General features: G+C 61.8%; 21 protein-coding genes. 9 read left to right on the forward strand and 12 right to left on the reverse strand.

Annotated elements, in window-relative coordinates:
- Positions 1–2 precede the first annotated feature (2 nt).
- Positions 3–722 carry a DUF4198 domain-containing protein gene (locus tag BLP82_RS20020; RefSeq protein WP_092172095.1) on the forward strand — a complete coding sequence of 240 codons (720 nt, stop codon included), beginning with the start codon at positions 3–5 and terminating at the stop codon, positions 720–722.
- Between the two features lie 138 nt (positions 723–860).
- On the opposite strand, the gene BLP82_RS20025 is transcribed toward BLP82_RS20020, so the two are convergent.
- Genes BLP82_RS20025 through BLP82_RS20035 form a run of 3 tightly spaced genes read right to left on the reverse strand, consistent with a single transcriptional unit; the run spans position 861 to position 1,977 of the window.
- Positions 861–1,484 (reverse strand): SOS response-associated peptidase, encoded by a 624-nt coding sequence (locus BLP82_RS20025; RefSeq protein WP_092172098.1) that lies wholly within the window; start codon positions 1,482–1,484, stop codon positions 861–863.
- Positions 1,485–1,523: 39 nt separating this feature from the next.
- Positions 1,524–1,784, reverse strand: a complete 261-nt coding sequence (locus BLP82_RS20030; protein ID WP_092172103.1) for a putative signal transducing protein — start codon at positions 1,782–1,784, stop codon at positions 1,524–1,526.
- A gap of 10 nt (positions 1,785–1,794) precedes the next feature.
- On the reverse strand, positions 1,795–1,977 hold the full coding sequence (locus tag BLP82_RS20035; protein WP_060740674.1) for a CPXCG motif-containing cysteine-rich protein: 183 nt from the start codon (positions 1,975–1,977) through the stop codon (positions 1,795–1,797).
- A gap of 139 nt (positions 1,978–2,116) precedes the next feature.
- Between BLP82_RS20035 and BLP82_RS20040 the strand changes: the two genes are divergently transcribed.
- Entirely contained in the window at positions 2,117–3,283 is a 1,167-nt protein-coding gene (locus BLP82_RS20040) for a 1-acyl-sn-glycerol-3-phosphate acyltransferase (RefSeq protein WP_092172107.1), read from the forward strand.
- 210 nt (positions 3,284–3,493) lie between these two features.
- On the opposite strand, the gene BLP82_RS20045 is transcribed toward BLP82_RS20040, so the two are convergent.
- On the reverse strand, positions 3,494–3,775 hold the full coding sequence (locus BLP82_RS20045; RefSeq protein ID WP_060740672.1) for a hypothetical protein: 282 nt from the start codon (positions 3,773–3,775) through the stop codon (positions 3,494–3,496).
- 299 nt (positions 3,776–4,074) lie between these two features.
- Between BLP82_RS20045 and BLP82_RS20050 the strand changes: the two genes are divergently transcribed.
- Entirely contained in the window at positions 4,075–4,281 is a 207-nt protein-coding gene (locus BLP82_RS20050; protein ID WP_092172111.1) for a hypothetical protein, read from the forward strand.
- Between the two features lie 113 nt (positions 4,282–4,394).
- On the opposite strand, the gene BLP82_RS20055 is transcribed toward BLP82_RS20050, so the two are convergent.
- Positions 4,395–4,979, reverse strand: a complete 585-nt coding sequence (locus BLP82_RS20055) for a YajG family lipoprotein (protein ID WP_003205489.1) — start codon at positions 4,977–4,979, stop codon at positions 4,395–4,397.
- A 205-nt stretch (positions 4,980–5,184) separates the two neighbouring features.
- On the opposite strand from BLP82_RS20055, the gene BLP82_RS20060 reads away from it, so the two are divergent.
- Both BLP82_RS20060 and mqo read left to right on the forward strand, forming a co-directional pair.
- The gene (locus tag BLP82_RS20060; RefSeq protein WP_014340171.1) at positions 5,185–5,418 is read left to right on the forward strand and encodes a hypothetical protein; all 234 of its coding nucleotides are present in this window, start codon (positions 5,185–5,187) and stop codon (positions 5,416–5,418) included.
- A 737-nt stretch (positions 5,419–6,155) separates the two neighbouring features.
- Complete coding sequence (mqo, locus tag BLP82_RS20065) at positions 6,156–7,661, forward strand: malate dehydrogenase (quinone) (RefSeq protein WP_092172114.1); 1,506 nt, start codon at positions 6,156–6,158, stop codon at positions 7,659–7,661.
- A gap of 63 nt (positions 7,662–7,724) precedes the next feature.
- Here mqo and BLP82_RS20070 read toward each other — a convergent pair whose 3' ends face one another.
- From BLP82_RS20070 to BLP82_RS20080, 3 genes are all read right to left on the reverse strand, one after another.
- Positions 7,725–8,186, reverse strand: a complete 462-nt coding sequence (locus tag BLP82_RS20070; RefSeq protein WP_092172118.1) for a hypothetical protein — start codon at positions 8,184–8,186, stop codon at positions 7,725–7,727.
- Between the two features lie 189 nt (positions 8,187–8,375).
- Positions 8,376–8,663: a PA4642 family protein gene (locus BLP82_RS20075; protein WP_060740669.1), complete on the reverse strand. Its 288-nt coding sequence runs from the start codon at positions 8,661–8,663 to the stop codon at positions 8,376–8,378.
- Between the two features lie 61 nt (positions 8,664–8,724).
- Positions 8,725–9,210: a hypothetical protein gene (locus tag BLP82_RS20080; RefSeq protein WP_092172121.1), complete on the reverse strand. Its 486-nt coding sequence runs from the start codon at positions 9,208–9,210 to the stop codon at positions 8,725–8,727.
- A 284-nt stretch (positions 9,211–9,494) separates the two neighbouring features.
- On the opposite strand from BLP82_RS20080, the gene dauA reads away from it, so the two are divergent.
- Entirely contained in the window at positions 9,495–11,237 is a 1,743-nt protein-coding gene (dauA, locus tag BLP82_RS20085) for a C4-dicarboxylic acid transporter DauA (protein ID WP_092172124.1), read from the forward strand.
- Positions 11,238–11,433: 196 nt separating this feature from the next.
- Here dauA and BLP82_RS20090 read toward each other — a convergent pair whose 3' ends face one another.
- Together BLP82_RS20090 and BLP82_RS20095 are read right to left on the reverse strand one after the other, a co-directional pair.
- Entirely contained in the window at positions 11,434–11,907 is a 474-nt protein-coding gene (locus BLP82_RS20090) for a WbuC family cupin fold metalloprotein (protein WP_092172127.1), read from the reverse strand.
- Positions 11,908–11,910: 3 nt separating this feature from the next.
- Positions 11,911–12,468 carry a hypoxanthine-guanine phosphoribosyltransferase gene (locus BLP82_RS20095; RefSeq protein ID WP_053125250.1) on the reverse strand — a complete coding sequence of 186 codons (558 nt, stop codon included), beginning with the start codon at positions 12,466–12,468 and terminating at the stop codon, positions 11,911–11,913.
- Between the two features lie 163 nt (positions 12,469–12,631).
- Here BLP82_RS20095 and upp point away from each other — a divergent pair, with 163 nt between their 5' ends.
- Both upp and BLP82_RS20105 read left to right on the forward strand, forming a co-directional pair.
- Positions 12,632–13,270 (forward strand): uracil phosphoribosyltransferase, encoded by a 639-nt coding sequence (gene upp, locus BLP82_RS20100; RefSeq protein ID WP_003185330.1) that lies wholly within the window; start codon positions 12,632–12,634, stop codon positions 13,268–13,270.
- A 2-nt stretch (positions 13,271–13,272) separates the two neighbouring features.
- Positions 13,273–14,547: a uracil-xanthine permease family protein gene (locus tag BLP82_RS20105; RefSeq protein ID WP_092172130.1), complete on the forward strand. Its 1,275-nt coding sequence runs from the start codon at positions 13,273–13,275 to the stop codon at positions 14,545–14,547.
- Between the two features lie 143 nt (positions 14,548–14,690).
- On the opposite strand, the gene hemH is transcribed toward BLP82_RS20105, so the two are convergent.
- Together hemH and BLP82_RS20115 are read right to left on the reverse strand one after the other, a co-directional pair.
- Complete coding sequence (gene hemH / locus BLP82_RS20110) at positions 14,691–15,716, reverse strand: ferrochelatase (protein ID WP_092172133.1); 1,026 nt, start codon at positions 15,714–15,716, stop codon at positions 14,691–14,693.
- Positions 15,717–15,729: 13 nt separating this feature from the next.
- Complete coding sequence (locus BLP82_RS20115) at positions 15,730–16,629, reverse strand: TIGR01777 family oxidoreductase (protein ID WP_092172136.1); 900 nt, start codon at positions 16,627–16,629, stop codon at positions 15,730–15,732.
- 196 nt (positions 16,630–16,825) lie between these two features.
- On the opposite strand from BLP82_RS20115, the gene BLP82_RS20120 reads away from it, so the two are divergent.
- The gene (locus BLP82_RS20120; protein WP_060740661.1) at positions 16,826–17,812 is read left to right on the forward strand and encodes an NAD(P)/FAD-dependent oxidoreductase; all 987 of its coding nucleotides are present in this window, start codon (positions 16,826–16,828) and stop codon (positions 17,810–17,812) included.
- Positions 17,813–17,926 lie beyond the last annotated feature (114 nt).

The raw sequence follows: 17,926 nt of genomic DNA on the forward strand, positions 1-17,926 counted from the left end.
GCATGAAATACCCCAAGACCTTCGCCCTGCTTGGCCTGCTCCTGGCCGCGCAGGCCTCGGCCCATGGCCTGTGGACCGAACAGCGTCGCGGCAACGTCGAAGTGATCTACGGCCACGGCGCCGAAGACAACCCCTTCAAGGCGCAGAAAATCAGCGGTGCCTGGGCCTATGACCTGGGCGGCAAGATGATCCCCGTCACCGTAGAGCGCCTGCCGGACCACGCCCGCCTGCAACCGCTCAAGCCGCCAGCGGTGCTGGCCGTGGCGCTGGACAACGGCATGTGGTCCCAGACGGCCGACAAGAAGTGGATCAACGAAGGCCGCAGCAAAGTGCCCGGGGCGATCGAATCGACCCATACGTTCAAATACAGCCTGGCGATCTATGAGCCGGGGGCGAAACTGCCGGCGCTTGCACCGATCAAGTTCGTGATCCTGCCGGAAGTCGACCCGCTGACCGTAGGCCCGGGCCAGTCACTGCCGGTACGGGTGCTGCTGGATGGCAAACCGGCCGCTGGAGTGAAACTGGTGGGCGACTACCGCAGCGCGCCGAACACCGTATCGACCGAAACCGACGCAGAAGGCCGGGCCAAGGTGCTGGTGCGCAACGAAGGCCTGAATGTGATCGCGGCGCAGATGGAAATTGCGCTCAAGGACAACAAGGACGTGGCCACCCGCGGCGTGTTCACCTCGCTGACCTTCCTGGGCGAACCGCACCACGAGTAGGTTGACTGACACGCCCCCATCGCGAGCAAGCTCGCTCCCACAGGGGTTAGGCGGTGAACACATTTTTTGTGAACACCCCAGTAACCCACTGTGGGAGCGAGCTTGCTCGCGATGAGGCCAATAAAAGCGCCGCAAAACTCAAGCCGGGGTCAAGCACTCCGGCCCATTGAGCTTCGGATCATTGACCATATTGGCCAATACCCGCTCGCGCAGTGGCGCCGGCTCGCTTGCCAGCAACCCTTGCAAGGCATGCAGCGGCGTCTGAGGGTCGAGCCACAGGCGCTGGCCTTCTTCGTCCAGGATCAACGGCCGGCGCTGCCCCGCCGCCGGCTGAGTGATGACCGCCGTGCTCAGCCACACCTGCTCCTGCACCGGATACGCTTCCCAGATCGCGGCAAAAGACAGCGACGAGCCCTCCCCCGGCGTCAGCCAGTACGGACGCTTGCGCGTGCCGCCGCGCCACTCATAAAAGCCGTTGGCCGGCAGCAGGCAGCGGCGCAGGCGCAAGGCCTCGCGAAACATCGGCTGCTCGGCCACGGTTTCGGCCCGGGCATGGGCCGGGGTGCGGGACAGGTCGGTCAACCACGGCGGCGTCAGGCCCCAGCGCGCCCGAGCCAGCTCGCGCTGGCCCTCGGCGCCGGCCCGCAGTATCAGCACCGAATCGTTGGGCGAAATATTCCACTGGGCCTTCTGATCGGCGGGAAAACCGGGCAGGGCCGCAAAGGCGGGGTTCCAGCGAAACAGGGCATAACGTCCACACATGGGGCAACACGACTCTTGATCGAACGAACGACCGCCAGCCTAACAGACCAGCGTGCCGGGGTAGCTGTCCGGTTCATCGCCGGGCAGCGGCAGCGCGGCATTGTACGCGGCGATCAACTCACGGGCGTATTGCGCCTGCTCGTCCTCCACCGCCAGCCCCAGCAGGCCCTGAATGGGCAACTCCCCCGCGCCGCCCAGCAAATCACGCCCCACCAGATGCGCCGTGATGCCTTCGCTCGCAAGCATCCCTTGCAACAACTCGCCTTCCATCAGGTTTTCCAGCTCGTAGATTCGCTGCATGGGCGCCCCATCATTCGTTTTCGCTGAAGACTTCGAGATGCCATTCCTCGCCATGGACCTGCAGCACAAAGGTGATCGGTCGACAGCACACCTGACAGTCCTCGATGTAGGTCTGGTCGCCGCCGGACAAGTCCACGGTTGTCTCCACATCCTCCCCACAATAGGGACAATCATAATGAGCCTGCTCCAGCATCGCGGTCTCCCAAGTGACTTGTGCGTATAATCGCCGGTCTATTTGCAGGGCTATTTTCGTCTGGCTTATCTTCCAGGCCGTGCCCCGTCGTTTTTTCGATCGAACCTTTACTTACCCTAGCCGTTTCCAACAAGAGAGCATGATGGGCGAATTCGATGCCATCCGACCTTACGACGACAGCGAAGTCCCAGCGGTGCTGGCACGGCTGCTCGGCGACAAGGCGTTTCTAGATATCCTCACCCACTTCCGCTTCCCACGCCTGGCCGGCGCGTTCGGCTGGATGCTCAAACCCCTTATAGCGCAAAGATTGCGCCGTGAGTTCGCCGGTGTGACGTCGGTCGCCACTTTGCAGGACAAGGTAGAGTTCTACGTCGACCACACCATCGAGCGCGCCACCGATGGCGTGACCTACACCGGCGTGGAGCAATTCAAGTCCGGCAGCGCCTACCTGTTCATCGCCAACCACCGCGATATCGTGATGGACCCGGCCTTCGTCAACTACGCCGTGTACCACGCCGGCCTGCCGACGCCGCGCATCGCCATTGGCGACAACCTGCTGCAAAAGCCTTTTGTCAGCGACCTGATGCGCCTGAACAAGAGCTTCATCGTGCACCGCTCAATCACCGGACGGCGGGAAAAAATGGCGGCGTACCAGTTGCTGTCGGCGTACATCAACCATTCGATCCGCAACGACTGCGCCTCGATCTGGATCGCCCAGGCCGAAGGGCGGGCCAAGGACGGTGACGACCGGACCGAATCGGCGATCCTCAAGATGTTCCACATGAGCCGCAAGGACGAACCGTTCGGCGAGGTGATCCAGTCGCTGAACCTCACGCCGGTGTCGATCAGCTACGAATACGACCCGTGCGACCAGGCCAAGGCCCGCGAGCTGTATATCCGCGCCACCACCGGCACCTACACCAAGGCACCGGGCGAGGACGATGTGAGCATCGCCAAGGGCATCACTGGCTACAAGGGCCGGGTCCACGTGAACTTCGCCGCGCCCATCACCGAGCTGTTCGAGGACACCAAGCAATTGGCCCTGGAAATGGACCGGCAGATTCTCGGCGGCTACCGCCTGTTCCCGGTGCATTACCTGGCTTACGCCCAATGGGCCGGCGCCGACCCGCAGTTGCAGGTGCCGACGGCGGCCGAAGTGTTTGGTGCCGACGAGCTGGCCAAGGCCCAGGAAGAATGGCAGCGCCGGCTGGACGCTTGCCCGCCGGAACACCGGCCGTTCCTGGTGCTGCAATATGCGACGCCGGTGCGTAATCAGTACCGGGTCAAGGCCGGGTTGGCGCTTTAAGCGATAGGTCTGAGGACACGGGTTCCCTGTGGCAAGGGAGCTTGCTGTGGCGAGGGGATTTATCCCCGCTGGGCTGCGCAGCAGCCCCAAACCCTGACAGCTCGGTAAGTCTGGTCGATCACATCAACCTGATCAGGGCTGCTACGCAGCCCAACGGGGATAAATCCCCTCGCCACAGGCCACCATGCCCCGATCAAAACGGTTATCTCATCAGAACTGCGTACTGATCCACGACACCAGCAACGCCAGCGCCAGGCAGCCAAAGCCGAACCGATAGAAGAACCGGTTCATGCGCTGGGTGGCCAGGTCCAGCAGTGCTTCGAAGCGCTCCTCGCCATTGCCATTGCGTGCTTGCAGGCAGGCGCGCGCCCGCTGTTCACGGCGACGCGTCGCGTGCAATACCCAGCCGCCCGGGCAGGCAAACAGCAACGCGAGCAGGTTGATCAGTTTGGCGGGGTGGGCGGCGAACAACGAAAACAGATGCAGCGACATCACGAACCTCAAGCGAAAAACGGACAGGACAGATACGCCCATGACCTACGAACAGGGCGCGGATTCTACCGAAAGCCTGCCGCCCTGCACCGTTTTTTCCGACCAGTAACGACCTTCTTCGGCGCCTTCGGATGTTGGCGTAGTGACTTTGTGGCGAGGGGATTTATCCCCGCTGGGCTGCGAAGCAGCCCCGAGCTTTCTGCAGGAGAAAGGCCTCAATCCATCGTAATTCTTTACGTCACGGTTTCGTCATCTGAATAGGCCACTCTGTCGCCCTTCAAACCCGCACGGAACCCGTCATGCTGCACGCCGAAAACCAGGATCGCCTCTATCTCATCAGCCCAAGCGAGGAACAACAGAACCTCGTCGACAGCCTGTCCTTCAATGTGCAGGACCGTCATTGGCTGGTGTACTGCGCCCTCGGCGGCCATCAACATGCCGACCTGCCTGAGACAGACCTGCTGACCGGGATCAGCGTGCTGGAATTCTATTCCCAGGCCGCCTGAAAAAACTGTGGGAGCGAGCTTGCTCGCGATGGCGGTGGATCAGCCAACATCGAAATGGCTGACACTCAGCTATCGCGAGCAAGCTCGCTCCCACGGGGTTGCAGACTTGGTGCTTACTCAGCCAACACCTGGCCAATGGTCGGGTCCTTGAACAGCCGGGTCAGGGCATCGCTCAACACGTCGCTGACCAGCTTGGTGTTGGTGTCCTGGTTGGGCGCCATGCCGAAGCGCTGGTCCAGGGACGCCCCGTAACGACCGCTGTAGCGGCGGTTGGCGTTCTGCACGTCGGAGCGGAAGGTCGCGCCGATGGTAGCTTCGGTCACGTACATGCCTTCCTTGGGCGACTGATACTTGAGCTCAGCCAGGGTCACGGTCAGTTGCGGTGCATTCAAGGCATTGGCGGTCGGCGTGAAGCCCAGCAAACGCACCGCGGCTTCAGCCTGGGCCTGCAGCTTGGGCAGGATCTGCGCCCCCTGCACCGTGATCACGCTGGTTTCCGGGTACAGCCCGCCACGGGTGCCGAGCGTCGGCGACGGACGACCGTCCACGACCCGCACCACCACCGGCTGGCCACGCCCCACAGGCGCCAGTTGGGCATTGAGCTTGGGCTCCGGGTTAAGTTGTTGCGGGCTGTGGGCGCAGCCGACGAGGGTCAGACTGGTCACAGCGATCAAACCGAACAACAGGCGTTGCAACATGCTCTTCTCTCCAGAATCGGGCACAAACAGGCCGGCAGTATAGCGGTGCGCCATCGCCGTGAACTAGCGTCACACGATGAATACTGAAATGTCTGACACGGGCCGTGATTGCCGGTTCCTGTCACCCCATTGTCACGGTCCGTACACCGGCATGTCATGGCTCGCTGTCAGGCTTGCTCCAAGCTCCCTGACCCGGTATCCGCCCATGCGCTTCCTCATTTCCCTGTTCACCCCGCGTCCCCATCACCGTAGCTTCGCCCTGCTCGATCGCAACGGCCGTTGCCAGGCCTTCAAGCAGTGCAGCCTGCAACCCATGGGCGAGGGCTGGGTGGAAATCGACGAAATCCGCCTCAACTGGTTGCACCAGCCATTGCCCGCCAGCGCCCGCGTGCAACCGCTTCGTGCCCGCGCACGCAACCGGCAACTGTTGACCATCTGACCGGACGGCTAATAAAAGTCATTAAACACGACCATTTCCCTGCGTTTCTTCGATACAATCTCCCCCCGATTATAAGGACGTCTCCTGATCGGGCCTCGCAACACCGCTGATACCCTGGTATTGGCACCCCGCACCGCCCACAGAGAGCCGCCCACACAGATCGAGTGAAGCTGGCGCGCTTGCTGTTCTCCAGGCAAATCACCACTTTTCGCGAATCTGCAGAGCTGTCATTACGCTCGGTCACTGAGCTGTCTGCCTGTTTTGCCTGTCATGTACTGCATGGGGGCAACCAAACCGGGCACGGTGCCAGGCTGGGACAGCCCTTTTTTGAGGTTCACGTCTTCAAAAGAGCGTGAAAAAACGGGTTTTCACAACTTCACGAGAGTGTGGCGAGCAAATGAAGAGTTTTGCGTCTGAACAAGCACCATTAGCGTCTGAAACAGCCCAACGACACAGGACCGGATATCGCTCAAGAACCGGCGCCTGAAGCCTGTCCGCTACGGATTTGGTTGCACGAACGGATGTCTCGGCCATAAGTCGAATTGCCTGCCCGGCGCTTAAATGAGTTCATGTGACTCTTGAGGCCAGGCTGCATGCATCCGCAGTAGGTGCGAAAAATTGCGAAGATTCGGACATGGCGATCCTGGCCATGGATAACTGGGGCGCAACTGACCTGCCCCGCCACTCCTGGCCGCTATGCCGACAATTTGGTGCTGCAGATTTTGGAGACGCGTTAAATGGCGCATAACGAAGCAGTCGATGTAGTTCTGGTAGGGGCCGGCATCATGAGTGCCACCCTGGCCGTGCTGCTCAAGGAGCTCGACCCCGCGGTCTCGCTGGAAGTCGTCGAGCTGATGGACTCCGGTGCCGCGGAGAGTTCCAACCCGTGGAACAACGCCGGTACCGGCCACGCCGGGCTGTGTGAGCTCAACTACACACCCCAGGCGGCCGACGGCACGGTCGACATCAAGAAAGCCGTGCACATCAACACCCAGTTCGAAGTGTCGAAGCAGTTCTGGACGTACCTGACCCGCAAAGGCACGTTCGGCTCCTCCAAGTCCTTCATCGCCCCGGTGCCACACCTGAGTTTCGTACAGGGTGAGAAAGGCGTGGCGTTCCTGAAGAAGCGCTTCGAGCTGATGCGTCAGCATCACGCCTTCGCCGACATGGAATACACCGAAGACAAAGGCCAGATGGCCGAGTGGATGCCGTTGATGATGCCTGGCCGGCCGGACGATGAAGTCATCGCCGCCACCCGCGTCATGAACGGGACCGACGTCAACTTCGGCGCCCTGACCAATCAGTTGCTCAAGCACCTGACCAGCGCCCCGGACACCCAGGTCAAATACTGCAAGCGCGTCACCGGCCTCAAGCGCAACGGCAGCGGCTGGACCGTGAGCATCAAGGACGTCAATTCCGGCAGCACCCGCGAAGTCGACGCCAAGTTCGTGTTCCTCGGTGCCGGCGGCGCGGCCTTGCCGCTGCTGCAAGCCTCGGGCATCGAGGAAAGCAAGGGCTTCGGTGGCTTCCCGGTCAGCGGCCAGTGGCTGCGTTGCGATAACCCGGAAGTGGTCAAGCACCATCAGGCCAAGGTCTACAGCCAGGCCGCCGTGGGTTCGCCGCCGATGTCGGTGCCGCACCTGGACACCCGCGTGGTCGACGGCAAGAAATCCCTGCTGTTCGGGCCATACGCCGGTTTCACCACCAAGTTCCTCAAGCACGGTTCGCTCATGGACCTGCCGCTGTCGGTACGCGCCGGCAACATCGGCCCGATGCTGGCCGTGGCCCGGGACAACATGGACCTGACCAAGTACCTGATCAGCGAAGTGATGCAGTCCATGGAGCAGCGCCTGGAATCCCTGCGTCGCTTCTACCCCGAGGCGAAAGCCGAAGACTGGCGCCTGGAAGTGGCCGGCCAGCGGGTGCAGATCATCAAGAAAGATCCGAAGAAAGGTGGCGTCCTGCAGTTCGGCACCGAACTGGTGGCAGCCAAGGACGGCACCCTCGCCGCCCTGCTCGGCGCATCGCCGGGGGCTTCGGTGACCGTATCGATCATGCTGGAACTGATCGAACGCTGCTTCCCGGACAAGGCCAAGGGCGAGTGGGCTGGCAAGCTCGCAGAGATATTCCCGGCCCGGGAAAAAGTGCTGGAAACCGACGCGGCGCTGTATCGCAAGATCAACGCGCAGAACAACATTGCGTTGGAGTTGGTTGAAGACAGCAAGGCTCAAAGTTACGCCTGACACCTTGCCACTCATATAAAAAAGCCTCCCGTGCAGACAGGAGGCTTTTTTATTTCCTCGGTGTTAGTTCATGCTGAATTTAACCCGTGTTCCACCGTGACTGACATAGTCGTCATCATCTTCAACATAAAACAGTTCAGCGACACAGGAACCCGCCGGCTCAGCCTTGACCCAGCGATGATAAGGCATTGCCTCTTTATCATTGCCCGGGGCCCTTGGGACATGTCCAAAGCTGAAATGACAGGTTCGGCTTCCTTGCGTGTAGCTGAAGGCCTCTCGCTCGGCGCGTGACTGGGGCAGGTAGTAGGTTAATTCCTGGCTCTCGCCCGGGTTTATCGAAAAGCTGTGGCCTGCATTGGCCGGATTCTGCGTCCAGATAAAATCGCTGCCGGGAACGATGACGGCGGCGGTTGCGTTATAGACTTCGACATTGACAATTTCATCCCGCGCACAGGAAGCTGAACTTGCCAGACACGCCGCCAGGGACAACAACACCCCGGCGACAAACTTCTTTTGATCTTCCATGATAAATACAACTCCATTTAAACGATGACGTCAAAGCCACTTGGCTTCGGCGCAAAAGTAATGGAAATTCAAATAAAACAAAACAGCCCGAATGGTGACATAACCTTTCGGAGCAACTTGCAGAAGAAGAAATTAGTTGCGGTCAGCCCGAACGATTCAACGCTCCGAAGAGCGTTGACAGGGTTCAATTCAGCGGCGCGCCTTGTTGATCAATTCGATGTATTCCTCGGCGTTGCGCTGGTCCTGGATCAGCGCAACGAAATCGTTGCCGTGCTCATCCTTGCCGTCGAGGTCATGGCCGGCCTCGACGAAGAACGTCAAGAAACGCTCGAAATCATCGACCCGCAGGCCACGGTAGGCCTTGATCAGTTTGTGCAACGACGGCGAAGTGGCATCGACCGGTTCGAAATTGAGGAACAGCTTGATCTGCTCGTCGCCAATCTCGTCGCCAATCACTTGTTTCTTGTCTTTACGCATTGCCGGCTCCAACTCGCACAATTCACGGGGCGGGCAGTTTACCCCCGGCAGGCCTCGGGGCTCAACGCGGGCGTTCGGTGCCGGTGTGCAGATCGGCCCAGATATGGCCGTTGGCGTAGGTGAGGAACTGCACGTAGACCGTGTTGTTGCGCAACAGATCGATGACCACCCGGTACTGGGCCTGTGGATAAGACAGTGTCAGGGTCTTGCTCGCCTCGTCGAAGGCCGGTTTCTTCAAGCTTTTGCTTTCGCCGTCGAAGTTGAGGATCACCTGGCTGATCGTCGCCCCCTTGTTCAAGGACTTGCCCTTGAGACGGACCAGCAAGGGCGAAGTGACCGGGATCGGTTGCTGGTTGGACTGGCGCTGGTTACCCAGCACCACCGAATACTCGGTCACCTGCAGCAACTGCTGCTGCTCGGGCTGTTCCTGGCGCACCACCAGGTCATCCGGCGGCAGGAACTGGCTGTGCATCGGCGCGGCCACGGCCGTCAAAGGCAGGCTGGCGATCAGCAGTGAAGTGGCGCAGCGGCGGATCGATACACGCATGACAAGCTCCGGGGTCTTGGCCGAGCACTCTAGCATGAGCCTGGATGGTAAAAATAACGATCCAGATCAATACATCCGCGCAACGAGCACGGCATACTCAAAGAGCCATCAGCCCCGGCCTACCGGCGCATGATCGTTCCCACGTTCCTGCGTGGGAATGCATCCAGTGACGCTCTGCGTCACATGGGACGCGGAGCGTCCCGGGCGGCATTCCCACGCGGAGCGTGGGAACGATCTGTACAACGATCTGTACAAGGCCAGTGTCCCCCTTGCGAGGAGTATTCATGTCTTTCTCCGCCCCACCGTTGTTCGCCGCCTGGCGCCAGGCCTGGCGTGCCGGTTACACCCTGGAACGCCTGCGCGGCGATCTGGTGGCCGGGCTGACCGTCGGCATCATTGCCATCCCCCTGGCCATGGCCCTGGCGATTGCCGTCGGCGTGCCGCCGCAGCACGGCCTGTACACGGTGTTGGTGGCGGCGCCGCTGATCGCCCTCACCGGCGGCTCGCGCTTCAACGTGAGCGGGCCGACAGCGGCGTTCGTGGTGATCCTGCTGCCCATCACCCAACAATACGGCCTGGGCGGCCTGCTGCTGTGCACCATGCTCGCCGGCCTGATCTTGATCGCCTTGGGCCTGATACGCGCCGGCCGCTTGATCCAGTACATTCCCTATCCGGTCATCCTCGGCTTCACCGCAGGCATCGGCGTGGTCATCGCCACGTTGCAACTGAAGGATCTGCTGGGACTGACCACTGCCGGCCAAGCCAAACACTACATCGAACAACTGGGCGAATTGATCGTGGCGCTGCCCGGCGCCCGTCTGGCTGATGGGGTCATCGGGGCCGCGTGCCTGGCGGTGCTGATCGTCTGGCCACGCTGGGTGCCACGGGTGCCCGGGCATCTGGTGGCGCTGCTGGTGGGCACGTTGCTGGGGCTGGCGATGGAGCGCGGCGGATGGCCGATCGCGACGCTGGGCGAACGTTTCAGCTACGTCGTCGATGGCATCGCTCACCCGGGCATCCCACCCTTTCTACCCAGCTTCGACTGGCCCTGGAACCTGCCGGACAGCCAGGGACATCCGTTGATCCTGTCCTATGACCTGATCCGCCAATTGCTGGCGCCCGCCTTTGCCATTGCCATGCTCGGTGCCATCGAATCGCTGTTGTGCGCCGTGGTGGCGGACGGTATGACCGGCAGCAAACACGATCCCAATGCCGAGCTGATGGGCCAGGGCCTGGGCAACCTGGTGGCGCCGCTGTTCGGTGGCATCACCGCCACCGCCGCCATTGCCCGCAGCGCCACCAATGTGCGCAGTGGCGCCTTTTCACCGCTGGCCGCGATCATCCATAGTCTCGTGGTGCTGGTGGCGATTGTGCTGCTGGCGCCGCTGTTCAGTTACTTGCCCATGGCCGCACTGGCCGCGCTGCTGGTGATGGTCGCCTGGAACATGAGCGAAGCCGGGCATGTGCTGCACACCCTGCGCATCGCCCCGCGCAGCGACGTGCTGGTGCTGCTGACCTGCCTGGGCCTGACGGTGCTGTTCGACATGGTCCTGGCTGTCGCCGTCGGCCTGCTGCTGGCCGCCGGGCTGTTCATCAAGCGCATGAGCGAACTGACCGACAGCGCCGAGTTGCCGCGCCATTTTCACCAGGCCCTGCTGGACATGCCCGAGCACGTTCGCTGCTACGCCATTCGCGGACCGTTGTTCTTTGGCGCGGCGGAAAAAGCCCTGGATGTGCTGCGCCGGTTCGACCCGGGCGTTCGGGTGGTAGTCGTGGAAATGAGTGCCGTGCCCATGCTGGACATGACCGCGCTGGCTGCGTTTGAAAATATCCTGAAGGATTACCGCAAGCACGGCATCGGACTGATCCTGGTGGCGACCGCGCCCAGGGTGCGCCTGAAACTGCGCCGCGCCGGGATTCATCGCGAACAGCGGCAATTGGCGTATGTGCAGACCCTGGAGCAGGCGCGGGTCAAGAGTGAGCAGTGGTTGGCCGGCGGCAACACCGCTCATCCAAGACTTGCTTGATTCATAGTGAGATCGCTGGTGCACAGCAGATTCATGTGGCGAGGGGATTTATCCCCGCTGGGTTGCGAAGCGACCCCAAACCGATCGACTCGCTCAACCCGGCATACCGAGTCGCCTGATTTCAGGGCTGCTTCGCAACCCAGCGGGGATAAATTCCCTCGCCACAAAAGCTCCGTGCCTGTGCCTGATTCGGTGCTCAGTCGAACTGAGCACGCATCCAGGCCTGGTACTCGGCCACGCCCGGCTCGCCTTCGCGGGGCGCCCAGTGGGCCAGTTCGCCCTCGCCCACGGGCCGGTAAGGGCCGGCCTTGCACTCGAACATCAGGCTGTCGGCTTCCAGCACCACCAACCCGTGATACACGCCAGAAGGCAGGTCGACACCGAGGCAATCGCCGCCGGCCTGCAGAATGCGCTTGTCCACCACCGCACCGGCCTCGTCGAAAATCAACACCCCCAACCGCCCCTTGAGCACCAGCAGGGTTTCCGCCTTATCGGCGCTCAGGTGGCGGTGCGGCGGGATGTAGGTGCAAGGCTGCAAGCCAACCGCCATGCGGTGGCACGGTTCATCCATCTCATGGAAGTTATGGTGCTGGCGTCCGCGAGGACTGGCCGCGGCTTTCTCGGCCAGTTCATCGAACAACGCTTGTTCCAGGAAACTTGGCCGAGTCATCGATTACATCCCCTTGACGGCGAAAATGCCATTGGCGTTGCGCCAGTAACCTTTGTAGTCCATGCCATAGCCGAAAATGTAGCGGTCGATACACGGCAGGCCGACGAAATCGGCTTTCAAGTCCGGCCGCGCCTTGCGGTCATGGTCCTTGTCGATCAGCACGGCAGTGTGCACGGCACGGGCGCCAGCGTGTTTGCAGAAGTCGATGATCGCGCCCAGGGTGTGACCTTCGTCGAGGATGTCGTCGATGATCAGCACGTCGCGGTCGATGAACGAGACTTCCGGCTTGGCTTTCCAGAACAGGTCGCCACCGCTGGTTTCGTTGCGATAACGCGTCGCGTGCAGGTAGGACGCTTCCAGGGGGAAGTTCAGATAGGTCAGCAGCTTGCCGGAGAAAATCAGCCCGCCGTTCATGACGCAGAACACCACCGGATTGGCATCGGCCAGTTGCTCGTTGATTTGCGCACCGACACGGGCGATGGCCGCTTCGACTTCGGCTTCGGTGTACAGGCAGTCAGCCTCTCGCATGATTTGACGGATATGCTCGAGATCAGCGGACATGGCGCTCTCCAGGGGGGCAGGGTTCGGAAAAGCCGGCAAAGGTACGCATCCCGCCCGGCCAGATCAAGCGTTTGTGGACTAACGTTCTGTATTGTCTATAGGACAACACCCTCGGATAGATTAATCTAGGTCGGTTTTTTTGCCCGCCGCCGGAGCCTTCCCCATGCCCATCCTCGAGATCCGCCATCCGCTGATCAGACACAAACTCGGCCTGATGCGCCGTGCCGATATCAGCACGAAGAACTTCCGTGAACTGGCCCAGGAAGTCGGAGCCCTGCTCACCTATGAAGCCACCAAGGACCTGCCGCTGGAGTCCTACGAAATCGACGGCTGGGCCGGTACGGTCCAGGTCGAGAAAATCGCCGGCAAGAAGATCACCGTGGTGCCGATCCTGCGCGCCGGCATCGGCATGCTCGAAGGCGTACTGAGCCTGATCCCGGGGGCCAAGGTCAGCGCCGTGGGCGTGGCTCGCAACGAGCAGACCCTGCAAGCCCACACCTACCTGGAAAAACTGGTGCCGGAAATCGACGAGCGCCTGGCGATGATCATCGACCCGATGCTCGCCACCGGCAGTTCCATGGTCGCCACCATCGACCTGTTGAAAAAGGCCGGTTGCCGGGACATCCGCGCCATGGTGCTGGTCGCCGCTCCCGAAGGCATCAAGGCCGTGCAGGACGCCCACCCGGACGTAACCATCTACACCGCGTCCATCGACCAGAAACTCAACGAGCATGGCTACATCATCCCGGGCCTGGGCGATGCCGGCGACAAGATCTTCGGCACCAAGCAGAAGGACGCTTGAGCATGCGGGATGAGTTCAACGATCCGCTCTGGCGCCAGATCCTGTCCGGCGCGCAGATGCTGTTCGTCGCCTTCGGCGCGCTGGTATTGATGCCGCTGATCACCGGGCTGGACCCTAACGTGGCGCTGTTCACCGCCGGCCTGGGAACGATCCTGTTCCAAGTCGTCACCGGGCGCCAGGTACCAGTGTTCCTGGCCTCGAGCTTTGCCTTCATCACCCCGATCATCCTCGCCAAGGGCCAGTTCGGCCTGGCCGCGACCATGGGTGGGGTGATGGCGGCGGGTTTCGTCTACACCTTCCTGGGCCTGGCGGTGAAGATCAAGGGCACCGGGTTCATCGACCGGCTGCTGCCGCCAGTGGTCATCGGTCCGGTGATCATTTCCATCGGCCTGGCCATGGCGCCGATTGCCGCCAACATGGCAATGGGCAAAGCCGGTGACGGCACCGAGCTGATTCATTATCAGACCGCGATGATGATCTCGATGCCGGCCCTGCTCACCACCCTGATCGTGGCGGTGTTCGGCAAGGGCATTTTCCGCCTGGTGCCGATCATTTCCGGTGTGCTGGTGGGCTTTGCCATGGCGTTTTTCTTCGGGATCGTGGACACCGCGAAAATCGCCGCCGCCCCCTGGTTCGCCCTGCCAGCCTTCACCGCGCCGGAGTTCAATTGGCAAGCGATCCTGTTCATCGTGCCGGTCGCCCTGGCGCCGGCCATCGAGCACATCGGCGGCGTGATTGCCGTGGGCAGCGTGACCGGTCGCGACTACCTGAAGAAACCCGGCCTGCACCGCACCCTGCTCGGTGACGGCATTGCCACCACCGCCGCCGGCCTGTTCGGTGGCCCGCCCAACACCACCTACGCCGAAGTGACCGGCGCGGTGATGCTGACCAAGAACTACAACCCGAAGATCATGACCTGGGCGGCGATCTTTGCCATCAGCCTGGCGTTCATCGGCAAGTTCGGCGCGCTGCTGCAAAGCATCCCGGTGCCGGTGATGGGCGGGATCCTGTGCCTGTTGTTCGGTTCGATTGCGGCGGTAGGCATGAATACGCTGATCCGTCACAAGATCGACCTGGGCGAGGCGCGCAACCTGGTGATCGTTTCGGTGACGCTGGTGTTCGGGATCGGCGGCGTGCTGGTGGGCACCGGCACCGGCCCGGACGACTTCGGCCTCAAAGGCATCGCGTTGTGCGCGGTGGTGGCGATCGCGCTGAACCTGCTGCTGCCGGGCAATGACGGCTGGAAGCAGAAGAAGGCGGATGAGCCTCTGATCTGACTCAAGCTTGAAGGCTTTGTTGTCAGCCTGATAGCCATCGCGAGCAAGTTCGCTCCCACAGTGGATCTTGAGTGGTCACAACATTTGTGTACACCGCAGATTCCATGTGGGAGCGAGCTTGCTCGCGATGAGGCCCTTGCACCTCACAACGCTATCGGAGCCCGTTCGCAGAGAGTACTCAACGCCTGTGCCCATTGCGGCTCATCATTGAGGCAAGGCACCAGCACCAACTCCTCCCCCCCTGCCGCGCGGAACTGTTCACGGCCGCGATCGCCGATTTCCTCCAGGGTTTCAATGCAGTCGGCCACGAACGCCGGGCACATCACCAGTACTTTCTTCACGCCGCTTTTGGCCAGTTCCTCCAGGCGCGCCTCGGTGTAGGGTTCGATCCACTTGGCACGCCCCAAGCGCGACTGGAACGACACCGACCATTTGCCATCCGCCAGCCCCATGCGTTGGGCAAACAGTTCGGCAGTGCGGATGCATTGCGCGCGGTAACAGGTCGCCATGACCTCCGGCGGCGCGTTCTTGCAGCAGTCGGCATCCTTGAAGCAATGGAATCCCGTCGGGTCGAGCTTGGTCAGGTGCCGCTCCGGCAAGCCGTGGAAACTCAACAACAGATGATCGTGTTCCTGCATCAGGTACGGCTTGGCGCTGGTCACCAGGGCGTCGAGGTATTCGGGCTGATCGTAGAACGGCTGGAGGATCGAAAACTGCACATTGAGTTTCTTTTCCCGCACGACCCGCTTGGCCTCCTCGATCACCGTGGTCACGGTGCTGTCGGCGAACTGCGGGTACAACGGCGCCAACGTGATCTTCTTGTGACCCTGACTCGCCAGCCGCACCAGTGCCGACTCAATGGACGGCTCGCCATAACGCATCGCCAGCTCCACCGGGCCCTGGGTCCACTGCGCGATCATGGCCTGTTGCAGCCGGCGACTGAGCACCACCAACGGCGACCCCTCTTCCCACCAGATCGAGGCGTAGGCGTGGGCCGACTGTTCGGGCCGCTTAATCAGGATCAGCGACACCAGCAAACGCCGCACCGGCCATGGCAGGTCGATGACATACGGGTCCATCAGGAATTGATTGAGGTAGCGGCGCACATCGGCCACCGAGGTGGAGGCAGGCGAACCCAGATTCACCAGAAGCAACGCGTGATCGGTCATGCAACGTCCTATTTCAAAGGCGGCTGGACAAGTCTTCCAGGGCCGCAGGCAAATCAGTGAACCGGAATGTGAAACCCGCCGCCTGCAATCGGGCCGGCGTGGCGCGCTGGCCGCCGAGCAACAGCAAGGACAATTCCCCCAGCGTGACCTTCAGCGCAAGCTCCGGCATCGGCACCACGGCCGGCCGATGCAATACGCGCCCCAGGGCCTTGGCAAAATCGCGGTTGCGCACCGGGTTCGGCGCGCACGCATTATAAGGACCGCTGGCATCGGTGCGGTGCAGAAGAAAATCAATCAGGGCGATTTGATCGTCAATATGAACCCACGGCATCCACTGCCGACCATTGCCGATACGCCCGCCCAGCGCCAGTTTGAACGGCAACAGCAGCCGCGACAAAAAGCCGCCCTCGGCGGACAGGACCAGACCGGTACGCACCAGCACCACGCGCAGGCCCAAGGCCTCGGCCCGTTGCGCGGTTTCTTCCCAGGCGATGCACAACTGGCTGGCGAAATCTTCGCTCACCGGTCCCGACTCCTCGGTCAATTCACGCTCGCCACCATCGCCGTACCAGCCCACCGCAGAACCGGAAATCAGCACCCGCGGTTTCTGCTCGCAACGCTCCAGCCACGCCAGCAAGACTTCCGTCAACGTGATACGACTGCTCCACAACAACATCTTGCGTTTATGACTCCAGGGACGGTCGGCGATGGGGGCGCCGGCGAGGTTGACCACCGCGTCCACCGGCTCGTGGATTTCATCGAGCTTGGCCACGCCCCGCACCGGTGTCCCGCAGATTTTCGCCACCTCTTCGGGTCGGCGACTCCATACTGTCAGGCGATGCCCCTGCTGCAACCAGAGGCGGCAGAGCTGACGTCCGATCAAACCAGTACCGCCGGTCAGCAATATGTGCATGAGATGTTCCTCGAATCGCGTTTTACCCGGCCCATTAGTCTATTTTTATAGGCAGGGATTTTTCGTATCGGACAGGGTCTGTGTTTAACAATAGGACAACCTGTCCAAACGCGAACGGTAAAACTTATACCAAAAACCCGAATTGTACAGGTTTAAACGACGGCGTAGTCTGTACAGAAAGGTAAACGAGGCCCTCATGACTGTACCTATCGCGATCATCGGCACCGGCATCGCCGGACTTTCAGCCGCCCAGGCCCTGACGGAGGCCGGGCATATCGTTCAACTCTTCGATAAAAGCCACGGCAGTGGCGGACGCATGTCAAGCAAACGCAGCGACGCTGGCGCACTGGACATGGGCGCGCAGTACTTCACTGCCCGCGATCGCCGCTTTGTCACAGAGGTCCAGCGCTGGCAAGCCAACGGCTGGGCCGCGGAATGGAACCCGCAGCTCTACAACTTCCAGAATGGGCAACTGAGCCCATCGCCGGACGAACAGACTCGCTGGGTCGGCACCCCGCGCATGAGCGCCATCACCCGCGCCTTGCTCGACAAACTGCAGGTGCAGTTTTCCTGCCGGATCACCGAGGTGTACCGCGGCCAGGAGCATTGGCATCTGCAGGACGCGGAAGGTTTCACCCACGGCCCCTTCGGCCACGTGGTGATCGCCACGCCCGCGCCCCAGGCCACCGCATTGCTGGCGGCCGTACCGAAGCTGGCCGCCGTGGCCGCCGGCGTGAAGATGGACCCGACCTGGGCTGTGGCCCTGGCCTTCGAAGCCCCGCTGGATACGCCCATGGAGGGCTGCTTCGTACAAGACAGCCCTCTGGACTGGCTGGCGCGCAACCGCAGCAAACCGGGACGCGACAGCAAGCTCGACACCTGGGTCCTGCACGCAACCAGCGACTGGAGCCGGCAGCATATCGACCTGTCCAAGGAAGCGGTGATCGAACACCTGCACGGTGCGTTCGCCGAACTGCTCCACAGCGCGATGCCCGCACCGAGCTTCAGCGTGGCCCATCGTTGGCTCTATGCCCGACCCGCCGGCAGCCATGAGTGGGGCGCCCTGGCCGATGCCGACCTGGGGCTGTACGTGTGTGGTGACTGGTGCCTGTCCGGCCGGGTCGAAGGCGCATGGCTCAGCGGCCAGGAGGCTGCACGCCGCCTGCACGCAAGCCTGCAATAGATCGAGTCACCCATCGCTCTTCGCTGCTGTCGAAAGAGACAGCAGCCTGCCCGCGGCACCCACTGACGTCGCCCAGCCCCTCGATGAATCCGGTTGACTTGTGTGCATTCGGAC

The organism is Pseudomonas sp. NFACC37-1 (assembly GCF_900101575.1).
In the GTDB taxonomy this organism is placed as follows: domain Bacteria; phylum Pseudomonadota; class Gammaproteobacteria; order Pseudomonadales; family Pseudomonadaceae; genus Aquipseudomonas; species Aquipseudomonas fluorescens_AA.